We start from the raw sequence: 16,264 nt of genomic DNA on the forward strand, positions 1-16,264 counted from the left end.
TCATGTCAAAAAAAACAATTTATATTGTATTAGGTGTTTCAGTAGCAGCTATTGTATTGTTAGTAACGCTTTCAAAAGCAGGTGTTATAGGAAATAAAGATGAGGGAACAGAAATTGAAATCGCCCAGGTCAATCCCTCAACTATTATTGAAACCGTATCGGCTACCGGGAAAATTCAACCAGAAATTGAAGTTAAAATTTCATCGGAGGTTTCAGGCGAAATTATTTCTTTGAATGTAAAAGAAGGACAAGCCGTTAAAAAAGGCGATTTATTGGTCAAGATAAATCCGGATTTGTATACTTCAGGATACAATCGTTCCGTTTCTAATTTATCAGGCACACGAGCTGCTTTGAGTCAGGCGGAGGCCTCTTTTAAAGAATCCAAATCAAATTACGAGAGAAACAAAATATTATTTGAAAAAGGCATTATCTCAAAATCAGATTGGGATAAAGCAGTTGCTTCTTATGAAGTTGCTAAAGCATCAAAACAAACGGCTTACTTTAATGTTCAAAGTGCTGCGGCAACCGTAAATGAGGCTAAAGATAATCTAGGGCGTACCACCATTTATGCACCCGCTGACGGAACCATTTCAGTACTGAATGTAGAGCTGGGCGAGCGCGTTTTGGGTACGCAACAAATGACCGGAACGGAGATTTTAAGAGTGGCCAATTTAAATAATATGGAAGTGGAAGTGGATGTCAATGAAAATGATATTGTAAAAATTAAAGTAGGAGATGAAGCAAATGTGGAGGTAGATGCCTATTTAAAAAAACAATTTAAAGGGACGGTAACTAGTATTTCTAATTCAGCCAGTTCCGCCTTGACAGCTGATCAGGTCACTAATTTTAAAGTAAAAGTTAGAATTTTGAAGGAATCTTATCAAGATTTACTTAAAGGAAGACCAGAAACATATTCCCCTTTTAGACCTGGAATGACCGCAACGGTTGATATTATTACCGATACAAAAACAAATATACTGACAGTGCCTATAAGTGCTGTTGTTATAAAGTCAGATACGGCTTCAGTCAAAGAGATTAAAGTGGCAGATCCAGCTGAAGAACAAAAAGAAGCATCGCCTAAAAGTGATAAAAAATACGAATGTGTGTTCGTAAAAGTAGGGGATAAAGCAAAAATTAGAGTTATTAAAACCGGAATTCAGGATGATACTAATATTGAAGTTTTGACAGGTCTTAAAAAAGGCGATGTGGTCATTACCGGGCCATACTCTACAGTCGCTAAGGAACTGAATTCAGGAGATAAAGTGATGCTGAAAAAAGATAAGGAAATTATGAAAAAATAAAAGCGAAAAACAGGATAAATAATGCGAATTTTGTAATTCAAAAATAAAACAAATTAAAGGTTTCGAGAGGAACTTTAAACTTTAAACTTTAAACGGCTTGTCTTACTTATTAAATATTGAAACCGCCACTAAAAATTGCTCGGTAGCTCTTGCAAAAGGAGGAAAAACGATTCTCTGCAAAGAAATAGCAGAAGAAGGATATTCCCACGCGGAACGATTGCATGTTTTTATTGAGGAAATTATCAAAGAAGCCGGAATTACGCTTCAGGATTTATCCGCTGTTGCCGTAAGTCAAGGACCGGGTTCTTATACTGGATTGCGAATTGGGGTTTCGGCAGCAAAAGGGCTTTGCTATGCACTGAACATCCCATTGATTGCTATTGATACTTTGCAAGCGTTGGCATCGCAGGTTACAGTTTCCAGCGGATTGATTATTCCCATGATTGATGCGCGAAGAATGGAAGTATATAGTGCTGTTTTTAACCCGAATTTAGTAAAAAAACGAGAAGTTCTTGCCGAAATAATTACGGAGAATTCATTTGAAGATTTGCAGGAATCCATCTATTTTGTTGGAGATTGTGCCGAGAAATGCAAGTTAGTTTTAACTAAAAAAAACCATATATTTTTAGAGGAGATTAAATATCCTTCTGCCAAAGAAATGAGCGCTTTGAGTTATGAGAAATTCAAAGTAAGTGACACCGTTGATGTTGCGTACTTTGAGCCTTATTATTTGAAAGATTTTTTGATTACGACTTCAAAAAAATAGTTATTGCTTTTGTGGAATCTGGGTTTTAAAATAATAGTGTCGTAACTTCTGCCTTTATTATTATATTTCATTACTCTCCGTGTTATTCTTTTTTGACGACTCCTTAACATAAGGCTGAATAATAATTCCAGCAGTATCAAACGCTTGTTTGCAGTTTTCCAATGTATCGGCATAAACACCCCAAAAATCTTCATTTGTAGCCCAAGGTCTTACCGCTATTTGGATGGCGCTGTCGGTGAGGTTTTTTACGGATACTTCAGCAGCAGGTGTTTCAAGCACTTTTGGATTGTTCTTTAGAACTGCCGTGATCATTTCGCGTGCTTTTTTAATATCCGTATCATAAGAAATAGCAATTGTCAAATCAGCTCTTCTGATCCTTTGTAAAGAATAATTTATGATATTTCCATTTGATAAAGATCCATTGGGTATAAAAATAGTTTGATTGTTAGCGGTGATTAATTTGGTTACAAATATTTGTATCTCGTTAACAGTTCCAATGACCCCTTGGGCTTCAATTGTATGGCCAACCTTAAAGGGTTTAAAGAGAATAATCAACATGCCGCCTGCAAAATTGGAGAGTGATCCTTGGAGAGATAAGCCTACAGCAAGTCCCATTGCGCCAAGAATAGCCACGAAGGAAGACGTTTCAATCCCAAGTTTCGAAATAAAGGATACAAATAAGATGATCCGCAAAACCCAAAGTAAGATATCTGCCAGAAATTTTGTCAGTGTAGGGTCTAGATTCCTTTTCACCATTATTCTTCTTATGAATCTATTGATGAGGCGGATGATATAAAGTCCAGCAAATAGAATTATAAAGGCAGAAATCAATTTTGGAGAATAATCTATCAATACTTTTAAAAAAGTATTAGCGTAACTAGAAAGTTGGTCTGGATCTAAATTCATTTTTATGTAATAAAAAACCTTCTCAAAAGGAGAAGGTTAAGTTTGAAAGACAAAAATACGAATAAATTAATCGGCATCTTCTTCTTCTATTTTATTTATGGTTTCTTTTTTGCTCTGTTTTAGTTCTTCATCGCCATCATGTGCAAGGGAACTTGCCTTTTCTTTTAGGGTATCAACAACTTCAGAAGCGGTTGTTTTTGCATCACTGGCTAAGTCTTCTGCTTTGTCAGCAGTTTCGCTTGCTTTTTCTTTTAGGGTGTCAACAACTTCAGATGCGGTTGTTTTTTCCTCAATGGCCATATCTGATGCTTTGTCAGCAGTTGCATCAGTTTTTTCTTTTATACTATTTACTAAATCCCCAAGAGCTTCTCCGGTTTTGGCTGAATACTCGCTTAATACTTCTCTAGTATTGCTGGCAAAGTGTTCTGCTTTTTCTATAATTGGCGCTGCCGTTTCTTTTGCTTTTTCAAAAGTATCTTCAGCAAAAAGTTCTGCTTTTTCAAAATAGGGTGTTGCGCTTTCTTTTGTTTTTTCAAATGTTTCTGCTACGAAATTCTCTGCTTTTTCTAAGTAAGGTGCCGCTGTTTTTTTGGCGTGATCAAAACTAGTTTCTGCTTTGTTCGCTAATTCATTAGTCGTTTCTTTGGCTGAGCCAAATAATTTTTTAAAAAATGATGCTAGTCCCATGGTATTTCTATTTGATTGGTCTTACAATAGTAGTGATTTTTTTCTATGATTACTTTATTAAATCATTAATAATTTGTTGATAATCAGTATTTGGCATTGAACAGGTATAATTTTGACTCAAGTATTACAGTTTTTCTTGGCTTGAGAATCCTGCCTGTAAAAAAGAGAATTTGATAGTTTTGTATTTCTGTCATTGCTGCCTTAGTGCCATACAGGTTGGTTGTTAATGGCTGGGAAATTAGCGGTGTTTATAATGTTGGGTTTGTCTTTTTCTAGGATTGGTGCCAATGATTTTGAAATCAGAGTTTTCGGTTTACTGGATTTTTGGGGTGTTGTAATAAATAGGGACTGGTTTCAAAATGGAATTTATTCATGGAAATTTTTTTAGCCCCGGTAGAAGTGGAAATCCTTTTTCTTTTTTCTTTAAAAAGAAAAAGATTGTAACGGATGACGGGAAATTGCTCCTAAAAAAAAGCGCTTCTGATGAAACGCTTTGATTTTTTTAGCTACTCTATTCGTGTTCGAAAGTTAATTTTAGATTTATTCTAAATTCTGTTATAACACCATTACTGATGGTTACGCTTTGGTCATGGACATAGACGGACCGCATGTGTTTTACAGATTTTCAGGCTTTGGCTATTCTTTTCGAGCTCCATCTTGCCAACTTGTTTCAGAACTGCAAAGAATTTCAATTACTTTTAATATTGACCTGATTTCTAGGTATTAAGTTAAAGATTAAAATGTATTTTCAATTTAAAATACATTTTTTTAACGTAACTATATTTAAATCAATGTTTTGAATTATTTTTCCTTTTTATGCATTTATTGCCTCTACTTTGATGCTTTCGTCATTTAACATGCTTTTTAACATGTTTTCTATCCCGCTTTTTAAAGTAAATGTAGAAGAAGGACATCCGCTACAAGCACCTTGTAAAATCACTTTTACAGTTTTGTCGGCTTCATTATAGGAATCGAAGGCTATATTTCCACCATCAGCTTGTACTGCGGGTTTTACATATTCTTCTAATATATTAATGATTTGTTGCGAAGTGACATCCAGGGTGTCAAATTCTTTTACTTTTATTTTTTCTTCTGCAGTTACCGTGGCAATATAATTTTCATCTAAAACAGTTCCGCCATTTTCTATGTATTGCTTGATGAAACTTCTTAGTTCTAAGGTAATTTCTTGCCATTCATTGACTTCGTATTTAGTTACGGAGATGTAATTTTCATCAATAAAAATTTCTTTTACGTAAGGGAATTTGAACAGTTCTTTTGCCAATGGAGAAGCGCCAGTTTGATCGATATTTTTGAATTCAATAGCGTTTTTAGTGAGTATTTTGCTAACTACAAATTTCAAAGCTGACGGATTAGGAGTTGTTTCGCCATACACGGTCACCGGTTGTTTTTTAGACTTATTTTCTTCTATAGTAATGATTGATCCGCCATCATTTACAAATTTTTCTATTTGTTGCGCCACAGCATCTTTGACATCATCCCATTCAACAATATTATATTTTTCAACGGCAATAAAATTCCCGGAGATATAAATTGTTTTTACGAAAGGCAGGTAAAATAATTGTTGTGCTAAAGGGGATGTTTTTGCCTCGTCTATATTTTTGAATTCAAAACTTTCATTTTGAGTGATGAAATCGTTAAATTCAAATTTTAATATAGTTGGATTTTGGGTCTCTTTTATGGTAACTTTGTTCATCAGTTTTGAATTTTTTACAAATTTACTAAAGTTATTTTCTACGAATACCTATATTTGATTTTTTAATGAATAAATTAACTTTAATTTACGTGTTTGATTCGGCTTTTGCTTTTTTTTAATAATTTATATTGTTTTTTGATCGCATCCGTTTTACTAAAAAGTATTTGAATGTATAATAAGATTAGATTTCTAGCCATTATTTTTTTGATGTCACATTATTCCTTTTCTCAGGAAGGAATACCGGTGTACTCAGATTATCTGTCAGACAATTATTACTTGATACATCCTTCTATGGCCGGAGCGCCAAATTGTGCTAAAATTAGGTTAACCGGTCGTAAGCAATGGTTCGATCAGAAGGACGCGCCTGAATTACAAACACTTAGTTTTAATGGTAAAGTAGGTGAAAAAGCAGGAGCGGGTTTTATACTTTTTAATGATAAAAACGGGTATCATTCTCAAAAAGGAATAAAATTGACGTATGCGTATCACCTTATGTTTTCTAGAGACGAAATTGATTTAAATCAATTGTCTTTCGGGATTAGTGGTGGATTGATACAAAGTCAATTAGATGAAACCGCTTTTTTGCAGTCAGGGGATTTTGATCCAATAATTGACGGAACCGTGGTGCAAAAAGATTCTTATTTTAACGTGGACTTTGGAATATCCTATAATTTTTTAGATTTTTACGCGCATGCGACAGTAAAAAACGCAATTGAAACGAGAAGAAATATTTACACGGAATATGAAAGTGATAACTTAAGGAAGTTTTTATTCAGTGCAGGGTATGTTTTTGGTAATTCAGATCAAATTTTATGGGAGCCTTCTGTTTTATTCCAATTGGTGGATCAAACAAAAGAGAAATCAATTGACCTTAATTTGAAAGCATATAAAAATTTAGATTTTGGTAGAGTTTGGGGTGGATTGTCCTATCGAAGAAGTTTTGATGGTGCAGAATATCTTGATGGCAATACAATTTCCAAACAAAAACTGCAATACATAACACCAATTGTGGGTGTGAATTTTGATCAATTTATGGTCGCTTATACGTATTCTCAATTGTCTGGAGCGGTTAAATTTGATAATGGTGGTTACCACCAAATTACCCTTGGGATTGATTTGTTTTGTAAACCTGTAAAATACGATTGCAATTGTCCGGCAATTAACTAATTTATCTTATCATGCTAATAAAATCTGTCAACGGTAAATCACCTTCTATTCCGAAGGATTGTTATGTTGCTGAAAATGCCACTATTATTGGGGATGTTACTTTTGGAACCAACTGTAGTGTATGGTTTAATGCTGTTATCAGAGGCGATGTTAATTGTATTAAAATTGGAAACAAAGTCAATATTCAAGATGGTGCTATTATTCATTGTACGTACAAAAAACATCCTACACTCATAGGAAATAATGTTTCTATTGGACATAATGCAATCGTGCATGGTTGTGAGGTTCACGACAATGTATTGATTGGAATGGGGGCGATAGTAATGGACAATTGTGTTATCGAAAGTAATTCTATTGTAGCTGCCGGTGCTGTTGTTACTCAGAACACTGTTGTAGGCTCAGGGACAATCTGGGCAGGAGTTCCCGCTAGAAAAGTTAAGGATATAGATCAGTCCGATTTTGCAGGAGAAATTGAACGCATTTCGAATAATTATGTTATGTATTCCAGTTGGTTCAAGGAGGAGTAATATTCAGCCGTTTTAGAAATTTTCCTGTTCTACCGTATACTTGTTTTCTAAAATTTCAGTCAATACTTTTGGATTGGTGTTGGTATAAAAAATAGGTTCGTTGTTTTGTGATGATGCGAAACCTATATTTTCCCGTAATATGTTTTGAGTTTGTTTGGCAACTGCTTCACCGGAATCTATAATGTGAATGTGTTTGGGAAGGATTTTTTTTATTTGAGGAATCAGATACGGATAGTGACTGCAACCTAATACTAAATAATCAATATTGGCATTAATCATAGGAATCAGGTAGGCTTGAAGTAATGTGGTCATTTCGGGTGAGTTAATCTCTCCATTTTCAATTAATTGCACTAATCCATGTCCCACCTGCTCAATTATTTTAGTGTCTTGGTACTTTTCAGTGGTTTTATTGAAAAGTTCACTGTTTAGCGTGCCTTGTGTAGCCAGAATTCCTATTATTTGTGTTTTTGAATGAGAGACTGCTGGTTTTATCGCAGGTTCTATTCCTATGAAAGGAACATTATATTTAGATCTTAATTCTTGAATGGCATTAGTTGTTGCCGTATTGCAGGCAACTACAATTAATTTACATTTCATATCAAGCAGAAATTCGGTATTTTTCATGCTTAATGCAACAATTTCCTCTTTTGTTTTTTGTCCGTAAGGTGCATTCCTGCTATCGGCAAGGTATATGGTTTTTTCGTTTGGAAGTAGTTTGTGAATTGCTTTCCAGATGGAGGTGCCACCTATTCCTGAGTCAAAAATCCCTATAGGTTGATCGTTGTTGTTCATAGAAACAAAGTTACGCGCTGAAATTTTAATTTCCTAGAATATTTGTTAAACAAAAAAACTGCTCTGTCCTAATATAAGGTGAGCAGTTTTTTTGAATTTTGTTCTTTTTTTTAGAAACCTAAATCTTTTTTTACATCCATAGTCAAGTTTGGACCATCAGCAAGTAAAAGAGTTGAACCGTCTAAAACATATTGATACCCTTTTGCTTTACCCACTTTTTGGATCGAAGCTCTTACTTTTTCCATTAATGGTTTTACGATATCAGATTCTTTTTGTTGCAATTCTTTTTGAGCATTGTCTCTGTAGTCAACAATTCTTTTTTGCATGTCCTGAACTTCTTTAGAACGTTCTGTGTTTATAACTTCAGTAACTGTTGCTGCTTCTGCTTCGTACTTTTTTAATTTAGCTTGGTATTCTTCAACCATTTTTTTGTAATCAGCATCATACGTAGTACTCAATTTGTCTAATTGTTTTTGAGCATCTAACATTGCAGGCATTTTTGTCATAATTTCACTTACATCTACATGTGCTGTTTTTGTTTGTGCAGTAATTGTTTGATTTGCTCCTAAAATAACAAGGGCAGCAATTAATAGGGTTTTGATTTGTTTCATCGTTTTTAAAGTATTTAGTAATTAATTATTGTTTGTATTTTCTTTTATTTTTTCCTCTTTTGCTTTTTTGAGAGCTTCTCTGTCTTCCAGTATTTTTTTTCTTCTTTCTTCTAAAGCTTTCCTGCGATCTTCAATGACTTTTTTACGATCTTCCAATGTTTTAGTTCTGGCATCAGCTTGTTTTTGTTTGGCTAATTCAACAGTTTCTTTAGCATTTTCTTTTTTTAAGTCACTTACTGATGGTGCTGTAACGGTGTCAATTGTTTTGACATTTGCAGAAACCGTGCCAATTTTTTTAGCTTCTCTGTCAGCTATTATTTGTTTTCGCTTGTCGTTAAATTCTTTTTTTCTTTGTTCTTGAAGTAATTTTCGGTCTTCAAGCAATTTGTCTCGGGCTATTTTTTTATCGTTCAGGATTTTTTGTCTATCGGCTAAGGTAGGATTTTCATCTAACGCATCTTCCTTGCTTTCTCTGGCTTCTTCTTCCTGAAGTTGTTTTTTTGTCAGTTGTTCTCTTTTTTCTGTACGGTTCAATACGCGTAAAACTTGCTCACTGATATCAAATCTTTTTGCTGCAAACAGCATGGTAAGATCAGAGGCTTTATCAAAGATGAAATCATATTTTTTTGCTTCAGCAATATCCTGAACGGCAGTAAAAATTTGATCCTGTATTGGTTTTACCAAAATAGATTTTTGTAGGATCAAATCGCCATTGGGTCCAAATCTTTTTTGTTGATAGTCTAAATTTTCATTTTCGAGGAAACTAATTTCTGTTTCTCTTTCGCTAATGAGTTCTTTGGTTAATAGTGCTTTTTCGGCTTTTAACGCATCTTTCAATTTATTGATTTCAATTTTTTTAGTTTCAATTTCTAGTTTCCATTTTTGGGCTTTTTGCTCTAATTGAACTTTTGCTTCGGTATAATTTGGAACATTCTGTAAAATGTATTCCATATCAATATAGCCCAGTTTGGTTCCTCTAGTTTGCGCTTTCATAGTCTGCGCAACTGCTAAAATTAAAAAAAGATATAAAAATTGTTTTCTCATAAATAGTAACGTACTAGAAAAATTTTAAATCAATTTTTTAGAATTGTTGTCCAATAATAAAGTGAGTTTCCCATCCGTTTGGTTCTGCTTGTCCGGGCAGAGCGTCAAAACCATGGCCAAAATCAATTCCCAATAAACCAAATGCGGGCATGAATACACGCAATCCAACTCCTGCGGAACGATTTAAGGCAAAAGGGTTATAGCTCTTGAAATCACTAAATGACGAACCTGCTTCCATGAATGCCAAAGCATAAATTGATGCGGATGATTTTAATGTTATTGGATAGCGTAACTCCATTGAAAATTTGTTAAAAACCGTAGCTCCAATTTGATCTCCTGTGCTATTTACGGGTGTCAATGAATTATTAGGATACCCTCTTAACTGAATGGTTTCTCTACCATCCATAGAAAAGTTAGCCAGTCCGTCACCCCCAAGATAAAATCGTTCAAACGGAACTGAACCTCTGTCTTGATTGTATGCTCCAAGAAATCCAAATTCAGTCAACGTTCTAAGGACTAATTTTCCGTAAATCTTAGTATACCAGTCCGCTTTAAACTTTATTTTATAATATTCCAACCATTTAAATCGCTCTTGATCTACTTTACTAATGTTTGTTGCCGCCAGGTTAAAATCGGTCACTTTGTTTCCGTTGGTGTCAATATAATCTCCAATTTGAACAATATTCCCATTTCCATCAGGCACATTTTGTCGGTCTACAGTGTTTTTTAATTTGTATTCTTCTTTATCGCCTAGTGTGGCATAATCTATTCCATTCAACAATGAATAGGGTGGTGTAAATTTAGCGGTTAAACTAAATTCAGAACCGTACGTTGGAAATATAGGATTGAATCCTTTATTGGTATGCGTTAGTCCTATAGTATACGCTAAATTTCTGGAAGACCCGTTTCCAAAAGTAAATAATCCAGTGTTGTAATTATTTAAATCATAATGTTGGTAACTTACGGATTGAGATAAATACGTGTTATCATCCGGCACCGTTAATCTTTTTGACAAGCCAACGGACAATGTAATGATATTAAAACTCTTACTTTTATCGGCTCTTTGTGTTATAAAATTATTCAAAAATTGTTTGCTGTATGACAATGAGGTACTAAAAGATACGGGTTTTTTACCTCCAAACCAAGGCTCGGAAAACGAGACGCTATACGTTTGAAAAAAGGTGCTGGCCTGTAAACGTAACGATACTTTTTGACCATCTCCCATAGGAAGCGGTTTGTAGGCTTCTTTATTGAGTAAGTTTCTGGCTGAAAAGTTATTAAAAGAAAGTCCTAATGTTCCAATGAAACCACCACCACCGTAACCACCTTGAAGTTCGATTTGGCTGGATCCTTTCTCCACCAGATTGTATTCAATGTCTACAGTTCCTGCTCCTGAATCTACATTCTTGAATTTTGGATCGATGGCTTCCGGATCAAAAAATCCTAATTGGCCAATCTCTCTAATGGTTCGTACTAACTCTTCTTTGCTATATTTCTCTCCTGGTTTGGTTCTTAATTCTCGGTAAATTACACGGTCATTGGTCTTGTCATTTCCTACTACTGTAATTTTATTGAAGTATGCAATTGGTCCTTCAGTAACTCTGATTTCAAAGTCAATGGTGTCATTTGCGGTTCTTACCTCTACAGCATTGATATTAGAAAATAAATAACCGCTGTTTTGGTATAAATTCGTGATGTCCTCTCCGTCAGGTTTTGATTTGTCTGCAATTCTTTTCTCCAGAAGTACTCCGTTGTAGGTTTCCCCTTTTTTGACACCTAAAATTCTGTTTAGATATTGATCCGGATAAACGGTATTTCCTAAAAATTTAATGTTTCCAAAAAAGTATTTATTTCCTTCCTCGACATTTATTTTAATCATTAAGGCTTTTTTGTCTTTGTCATAGGTAACAGAATCCGAAAGTATTCTGGCATCTCTATAGCCTTTCTCTTTGTAAGAAGCGATTACGTTTTCTAAATCCGATTTGTATTTTTCTTTTATAAATTTAGAGCCTTTTAAAACACGCAGGAAGTTTTTTTGTTTGGTATCCTTCATTGCTTTACGCAATACTTTATCGGATATTTTTGTGTTTCCTACAAAATCAATTTTTTGTATTTTTACTTTATTTCCTTTGTCTACATTGATAACCATGTTGACTTGGTTTATCGTAGCTGTGTCTTTGGCAGTATTTATGTTTACTTTGGTGTTGTAATACCCATCTTTTTTATACTTGTTCTCGATGTAGTTTTTTGTAGTGGTAATTAAATTTTCATTGACTACTTTCCCTTTGTTAAGGCTGTTGTCTTTAATTAAAGCTTCCGTTTTTGATTTTTTTACACCTACAAATTTTACACCACTCAATTTAGGTAATTCCACGATATTCAAATCAAGATAGATGCTGTCATTTTCTATTCTATTGATATAAAATGAAATTTCATCGAACAAGCCCAGTTTTCCTAGTTTTTTTATGGCGCTGCTTATTTGTTCACCAGGAATAGTTATCGATTGTCCTTTTTGCAGACCAGCAAAAGTAACTACAGTTTGAGTGTTGAAAGTGATATCGCCAACAACTGTTACATCTCCTAAGATGTATTTTTTTCCTTGATCAAAAGGAACTCTTTCTTGTGCTTTAACTTGTGTAAAACTTCCTAAAATTAAAACGGTGAGGGCTATTCTGATGCTTTTATTTAACACTAAATAATTATTTAATTTGTTCACTTGTTTTTCCAAATCTACGTTCTCTTTTTTGATAACTAATGATAGCCTCATATAAATCTTGTTCTTTAAAGTCTGGCCATAATACATCAGTAAAATATAATTCTGCATAGGCAATTTGCCATAACAAAAAGTTACTTATTCTATGCTCTCCACTAGTTCGTATTAATAAATCTACATCAGGTAAATTTTGCGTGTAAAGATGCTCATTAATAATGGAATCGTCAATAGTGTCTATTGAAATTATATTATTTTTAACTTTACTGCAAATGTTTTTTACAGCAGTGACAATTTCCTCCCTGGAACCGTAGCTTAACGCTAGGGTTAGTGTCATTTGCGTGTTGTCTTTTGTCTTACTAATAACGTCGAGGAGCTCTTTTTGTGCAGATTTTGGTAATTTTTCTAAATTACCAATAGCATTCAGTTTTATATTGTTTTCCTGTAAGGTTTTTAATTCCTTTTTTAAGGAGTTGATGAGTACCTTCATTAAGGTTTCTACTTCCAGTTTGGGCCTGTTCCAGTTTTCGGTAGAAAAAGTATAGAGTGTTAGAAAATCAATCCCTAGTTTAGCACTGGCTTCAATTATTTTTTTTACTGATTTTGTCCCGCTTTCATGACCTAAAGCTCGTAAGAGTCCTTTTTGTTTTGCCCAACGGCCATTACCATCCATTATGATAGCCAAATGGTTTGGTAGGTTCGTTGCATCTATAGTGTCTAGTAAATTCATTTTTTTATTCTGCACAATAACAGGGTTTGTTTCCAAAGGTATACGTTAGCGTAACGCCTGTGAAGACATACCAATCATTATTATTTATATTTCCAAAATTCCCATTATAACTTCCTTCTATATCATCTGTCAGCGTATACCGTGCTCCGGTTTCTAATCCCAATATTAAACTGGGAGATAGCGTTGACTTGATTCCTAAAATCATCGGGATCGCTATTGATTTTCTTCTTTCTGATCTGCCTTCTGCTGTTGTACCTGCTTGCGTGTCTGTCAATTTGTACCTGCTCAGGAAATAACTGATTCCTGAAAACACATAAGGTGTAATTTTAGTTCGAGAGTCGTGAAGATTAAAGTCAAAAAAGTTGAATTCAAGTCCTAAAGAGACTTCTTTTAGATTGTTTTCAAAACGATATCCTCTTTGGTTTCTTGCTGCTTCTTTTGAATCTGAATCATCTGAATTTATGTTTGACTGCATGTATGAAAATCGGTAAGCATGTCTTGGACTTTTATTCCATTTGTATAAAACCCCAAAAGCAGGTTCGTTTGGCGCAAGGTAAGTCGTAGGACCAACATCGCCTACAAAGTTACTTCCACCTGCAAAAACACCAATTTCGTGGATCTGAGCCTGGGTGTTCGTAAATGGGAGTAAGCAAAACAATAAATAGAAAATCTTGTTCATTCAATCAAAAATTGCGTGCAAATATAATAATAATCAATACGATTCAATACCCATTCAGTTAAATGTGTGTTTTTTTGATTAATTGACAAGTAAATTGCGCAAAGTGAGTATTTTATTTATTCAAACGAAAAAAAAACATAGAATCGTATATTATTTATTAAAATGATTTAGTTACGCTTATCTTGTCCCCAAAGTAATTTGCTTCGAAGGGTTTTTAAAAAAGTTTCTTCGGGTATTTCTACCATATTGATTTGAAAGGGTGTTTTTTTTAAGGTCAGTATGGATTCGTTCTTTACCGAGGTAACTCTGGAGTCTAAGGACACTAAATAATTTTCCTCTCTTCCGGAAACTTTTAGTCTAATTTCTGTTTCATCCGGAACAACAAGAGGCCTGGCCGTTAGGTTGTGGGGAGCAATTGGGGTGATGACGATGCTTTTTACATCAGGTGTCAAGATTGGACCGCCACAACTCAAAGAATACCCCGTAGATCCTGTTGGTGTTGATATAATTAACCCATCGGCCCAATATGAATTTAAAAATTCGTTATTCAAGTACGTGTCTATCGTAATCATCGATGTAGTGTCTTTTCTACTGACCGTAATTTCATTCATGGCAAAATCCATTTTTTGGATGGATTCATTTGGTGGCGTGCAGGTTACGCTCAGTAATGTTCTTTTTGAGATGGTGTATTTTTTGTCAATGACAAATTGCATGAATGTTGCGATATTCTCTTTTTGGACGGTTGCAAGGAAACCTAGTCTTCCCGCATTTATTCCTAAAATAGGAACTCCGGAATCCCGCACTAAAGTGGCCGCTCTTAAAATAGTTCCGTCTCCTCCAATGCTGATGAGCATATCAAAACTAGAATCAAGTTCAGTGTGGGATGTGAAGGTTTTGTATTTTTTTTCTACAATTTTCCTTTCGTTGAGCATCAGCAAAAAATGAGACTCAATAATCATCTCTACATTATTTTTGTTAAAAAAAACAAAGATGTCGTTTATAATAGGTTCGGTACTGTTTTGATAATATTGGCCGTAGATCGCTACTTTCATCTTTTTGTGTAATCGTTTAATGTTGATATGTTTGTTTTAGTATTTAATCGATTAAACAAATAATCGGTTAAACGAGCACTATATATTAAGGTACTTGTCTAAATAATCAGAACGTTCCTTCAAATTATTGATGTAATTGTCTTCTTGATGCTCGGATATAATTTCATAATCATATCTTCTGAAAGTCTGTATTATTTCATTGATAGCACCTAACGTTATTTTTAAGGTAACTTCAACACTCTCAACATCTAATTCGGAGACGAATACACCTAAAAGTTTACCATTGTTGCTTTCGACTATTTGGGTAATTTGACTCATAGAATAATCTAAAGCGGCTTTCTTGACAACGATAACGCCGCCGGGTTCCTTTAAAAAAGGAGTTTCATGAAAAAACTTCATGATGTCTTCTATTTGATAATAACCCACGTAGGTGTTGTTTTCGTCTAAAACCGGAACTAAATTAGTCTGATTTTTTGCAAAAACTTCCAGCACATCAAGCCATATTGTATTAGTTCTTGTGAAAAACCCTTCCAGTGAATAGCGAAAATCAGATACTTTTTTAGTGCTGTCAAAAGTTTCTAGATCTTCGCGGGCAATACTGCCCAGATACACCCCTTCTTCGATTATTGGGAAATGTGAAAAGTGGACGTCATTGAAGAATTCTTGAACAACCGCAATAGTATCTTGGTTGTTAATCGCTTTAAAATCATTGGTTATATAGTCTGTAATTTCGATCATAAATAAGGCAAAAATATTTCATGCAAAATAATCAAAAATAAGCAAAAACTCCTAAGTTTTACTTTGTATTTTTGCTTCAAGAAATAGTACTGGTTTAATCAAAAAGGGTTCCAATGACAAAATTAAGTGTAAACATCAATAAAATAGCTACTTTACGTAATGCTCGTGGAGGAAATGTTCCTGATTTATTAAAAGTAGCTGCCGACATTCAAAAGTTCGGAGCGCAAGGAATTACCATACATCCCCGTCCGGATGAGCGCCACATTCGCTATCAGGATGCACGGGATTTAAAAACGACTGTTTATACGGAATATAATATAGAAGGAAATCCAGAAAAAACCTTTATCGACCTTGTTCTGGAAATAAAACCGACTCAGGTAACTCTAGTTCCGGATGCTGTAGACGCCATAACATCTAATGCTGGTTGGGATACCATAAAGCACGCTTCTTATTTGACTGAAATTGTTCAGGAGTTTCAACGGAACGGAATTAGAACGTCCATTTTTGTAGATCCTGTTCTCGAAATGATTGAAGGTGCAAAAAAAATTGGAACCGAAAGAATTGAATTGTATACCGAAGCATTCGCACACCAATACAGTTTAGGAAATCAAAACGGAATTGTGCCATACACACACGCTGCCATCCTAGCCAATGCGCTTGGATTAGGGATTAATGCAGGTCATGATTTGAGTTTGGATAATATTCAATTTTTTAAACAAAATATCCCGGGATTACTCGAAGTTTCTATTGGTCATGCGCTGATTTCCGAAGCTATTTATCTGGGATTAGACAATGTGGTGAATATGTATTTGCAAAAATTAAAATAGTTTTTTTTAACCA

17 protein-coding genes are annotated in these 16,264 nt (G+C 34.5%); 5 read left to right on the top strand and 12 right to left on the bottom strand.

Translation table 11 applies throughout. The annotated features are described in order from the left end of the window. Window positions 1–2: 2 nt before the first annotated feature. A complete protein-coding gene (locus tag EKM05_RS09375) occupies window positions 3–1,301 on the top strand; it encodes an efflux RND transporter periplasmic adaptor subunit (RefSeq protein WP_126554790.1) in 1,299 nt (432 codons plus the stop codon). A 97-nt stretch (window positions 1,302–1,398) separates the two neighbouring features. After that, window positions 1,399–2,067 carry a tRNA (adenosine(37)-N6)-threonylcarbamoyltransferase complex dimerization subunit type 1 TsaB gene (gene tsaB, locus EKM05_RS09380; protein ID WP_126554792.1) on the top strand — a complete coding sequence of 223 codons (669 nt, stop codon included), beginning with the start codon at window positions 1,399–1,401 and terminating at the stop codon, window positions 2,065–2,067. Between the two features lie 60 nt (window positions 2,068–2,127). Here tsaB and EKM05_RS09385 read toward each other — a convergent pair whose 3' ends face one another. The 4 genes from EKM05_RS09385 to EKM05_RS09400 form a co-directional block, all read right to left on the bottom strand. After that, complete coding sequence (locus EKM05_RS09385; protein WP_126554794.1) at window positions 2,128–2,973, bottom strand: mechanosensitive ion channel family protein; 846 nt, start codon at window positions 2,971–2,973, stop codon at window positions 2,128–2,130. 66 nt (window positions 2,974–3,039) lie between these two features. Continuing rightward, window positions 3,040–3,660, bottom strand: coding sequence for a hypothetical protein (locus EKM05_RS09390; RefSeq protein ID WP_126554796.1), 621 nt, complete (start codon window positions 3,658–3,660; stop codon window positions 3,040–3,042). 511 nt (window positions 3,661–4,171) lie between these two features. Then, window positions 4,172–4,270, bottom strand: a complete 99-nt coding sequence (locus EKM05_RS14845; RefSeq protein ID WP_317125130.1) for a dodecin domain-containing protein — start codon at window positions 4,268–4,270, stop codon at window positions 4,172–4,174. 204 nt (window positions 4,271–4,474) lie between these two features. Further along, complete coding sequence (locus EKM05_RS09400; protein WP_126458528.1) at window positions 4,475–5,374, bottom strand: NifU family protein; 900 nt, start codon at window positions 5,372–5,374, stop codon at window positions 4,475–4,477. Window positions 5,375–5,542: 168 nt separating this feature from the next. Here EKM05_RS09400 and EKM05_RS09405 point away from each other — a divergent pair, with 168 nt between their 5' ends. Both EKM05_RS09405 and EKM05_RS09410 read left to right on the top strand, forming a co-directional pair. Then, window positions 5,543–6,541 (top strand): type IX secretion system membrane protein PorP/SprF, encoded by a 999-nt coding sequence (locus tag EKM05_RS09405; protein WP_126554799.1) that lies wholly within the window; start codon window positions 5,543–5,545, stop codon window positions 6,539–6,541. Window positions 6,542–6,552: 11 nt separating this feature from the next. Continuing rightward, entirely contained in the window at window positions 6,553–7,068 is a 516-nt protein-coding gene (locus EKM05_RS09410) for a gamma carbonic anhydrase family protein (RefSeq protein WP_126458534.1), read from the top strand. Window positions 7,069–7,080: 12 nt separating this feature from the next. On the opposite strand, the gene murI is transcribed toward EKM05_RS09410, so the two are convergent. From murI to EKM05_RS09450, 8 genes are all read right to left on the bottom strand, one after another. Next, window positions 7,081–7,860 (bottom strand): glutamate racemase, encoded by a 780-nt coding sequence (murI, locus tag EKM05_RS09415; protein WP_126554801.1) that lies wholly within the window; start codon window positions 7,858–7,860, stop codon window positions 7,081–7,083. Window positions 7,861–7,970: 110 nt separating this feature from the next. Next, the gene (locus EKM05_RS09420) at window positions 7,971–8,471 is read right to left on the bottom strand and encodes an OmpH family outer membrane protein (protein WP_126458540.1); all 501 of its coding nucleotides are present in this window, start codon (window positions 8,469–8,471) and stop codon (window positions 7,971–7,973) included. A 21-nt stretch (window positions 8,472–8,492) separates the two neighbouring features. Continuing rightward, entirely contained in the window at window positions 8,493–9,515 is a 1,023-nt protein-coding gene (locus tag EKM05_RS09425) for an OmpH family outer membrane protein (protein ID WP_126554803.1), read from the bottom strand. Between the two features lie 37 nt (window positions 9,516–9,552). Further along, a complete protein-coding gene (locus EKM05_RS09430; RefSeq protein ID WP_126458546.1) occupies window positions 9,553–12,282 on the bottom strand; it encodes an outer membrane protein assembly factor in 2,730 nt (909 codons plus the stop codon). Then, window positions 12,215–12,955 carry an isoprenyl transferase gene (locus tag EKM05_RS09435; RefSeq protein WP_126554805.1) on the bottom strand — a complete coding sequence of 247 codons (741 nt, stop codon included), beginning with the start codon at window positions 12,953–12,955 and terminating at the stop codon, window positions 12,215–12,217. The genes EKM05_RS09430 and EKM05_RS09435 overlap by 68 nt, the downstream gene beginning before the upstream one ends. Window positions 12,956–12,959: 4 nt before the next feature. After that, window positions 12,960–13,634 (bottom strand): DUF6089 family protein, encoded by a 675-nt coding sequence (locus EKM05_RS09440; protein ID WP_126554807.1) that lies wholly within the window; start codon window positions 13,632–13,634, stop codon window positions 12,960–12,962. Between the two features lie 167 nt (window positions 13,635–13,801). Next, entirely contained in the window at window positions 13,802–14,686 is an 885-nt protein-coding gene (locus EKM05_RS09445; RefSeq protein ID WP_126554809.1) for an NAD kinase, read from the bottom strand. Window positions 14,687–14,764: 78 nt separating this feature from the next. After that, window positions 14,765–15,424, bottom strand: coding sequence for a CBS domain-containing protein (locus EKM05_RS09450; protein WP_126554811.1), 660 nt, complete (start codon window positions 15,422–15,424; stop codon window positions 14,765–14,767). Window positions 15,425–15,537: 113 nt separating this feature from the next. Here EKM05_RS09450 and EKM05_RS09455 point away from each other — a divergent pair, with 113 nt between their 5' ends. Continuing rightward, window positions 15,538–16,251 carry a pyridoxine 5'-phosphate synthase gene (locus tag EKM05_RS09455; RefSeq protein ID WP_126458562.1) on the top strand — a complete coding sequence of 238 codons (714 nt, stop codon included), beginning with the start codon at window positions 15,538–15,540 and terminating at the stop codon, window positions 16,249–16,251. Window positions 16,252–16,264: the final 13 nt, after the last annotated feature.

This window comes from Flavobacterium sp. GSP27 (genome assembly GCF_003970395.1).
Lineage (GTDB): Bacteria > Bacteroidota > Bacteroidia > Flavobacteriales > Flavobacteriaceae > Flavobacterium.

What these genes read in the sequence shown, in the direction of transcription:
- EKM05_RS09420 (WP_126458540.1), bottom strand. Translation starts at nt 8,471, where the DNA reads ATGAAACAAATCAAAACCCTATTAATTGCTGCCCTTGTTATTTTAGGA.
- EKM05_RS09390 (WP_126554796.1), bottom strand. Translation starts at nt 3,660, where the DNA reads ATGGGACTAGCATCATTTTTTAAAAAATTATTTGGCTCAGCCAAAGAA.
- EKM05_RS09400 (WP_126458528.1), bottom strand. Translation starts at nt 5,374, where the DNA reads ATGAACAAAGTTACCATAAAAGAGACCCAAAATCCAACTATATTAAAA.
- EKM05_RS09385 (WP_126554794.1), bottom strand. Translation starts at nt 2,973, where the DNA reads ATGAATTTAGATCCAGACCAACTTTCTAGTTACGCTAATACTTTTTTA.
- EKM05_RS09440 (WP_126554807.1), bottom strand. Translation starts at nt 13,634, where the DNA reads ATGAACAAGATTTTCTATTTATTGTTTTGCTTACTCCCATTTACGAAC.
- murI (WP_126554801.1), bottom strand. Translation starts at nt 7,860, where the DNA reads ATGAACAACAACGATCAACCTATAGGGATTTTTGACTCAGGAATAGGT.
- EKM05_RS09425 (WP_126554803.1), bottom strand. Translation starts at nt 9,515, where the DNA reads ATGAGAAAACAATTTTTATATCTTTTTTTAATTTTAGCAGTTGCGCAG.
- EKM05_RS09375 (WP_126554790.1), top strand. Translation starts at nt 3, where the DNA reads ATGTCAAAAAAAACAATTTATATTGTATTAGGTGTTTCAGTAGCAGCT.
- EKM05_RS09430 (WP_126458546.1), bottom strand. Translation starts at nt 12,282, where the DNA reads ATGAGGCTATCATTAGTTATCAAAAAAGAGAACGTAGATTTGGAAAAA.
- EKM05_RS09410 (WP_126458534.1), top strand. Translation starts at nt 6,553, where the DNA reads ATGCTAATAAAATCTGTCAACGGTAAATCACCTTCTATTCCGAAGGAT.
- EKM05_RS14845 (WP_317125130.1), bottom strand. Translation starts at nt 4,270, where the DNA reads ATGCGGTCCGTCTATGTCCATGACCAAAGCGTAACCATCAGTAATGGT.
- EKM05_RS09445 (WP_126554809.1), bottom strand. Translation starts at nt 14,686, where the DNA reads ATGAAAGTAGCGATCTACGGCCAATATTATCAAAACAGTACCGAACCT.
- EKM05_RS09455 (WP_126458562.1), top strand. Translation starts at nt 15,538, where the DNA reads ATGACAAAATTAAGTGTAAACATCAATAAAATAGCTACTTTACGTAAT.
- EKM05_RS09450 (WP_126554811.1), bottom strand. Translation starts at nt 15,424, where the DNA reads ATGATCGAAATTACAGACTATATAACCAATGATTTTAAAGCGATTAAC.
- EKM05_RS09405 (WP_126554799.1), top strand. Translation starts at nt 5,543, where the DNA reads ATGTATAATAAGATTAGATTTCTAGCCATTATTTTTTTGATGTCACAT.
- EKM05_RS09435 (WP_126554805.1), bottom strand. Translation starts at nt 12,955, where the DNA reads ATGAATTTACTAGACACTATAGATGCAACGAACCTACCAAACCATTTG.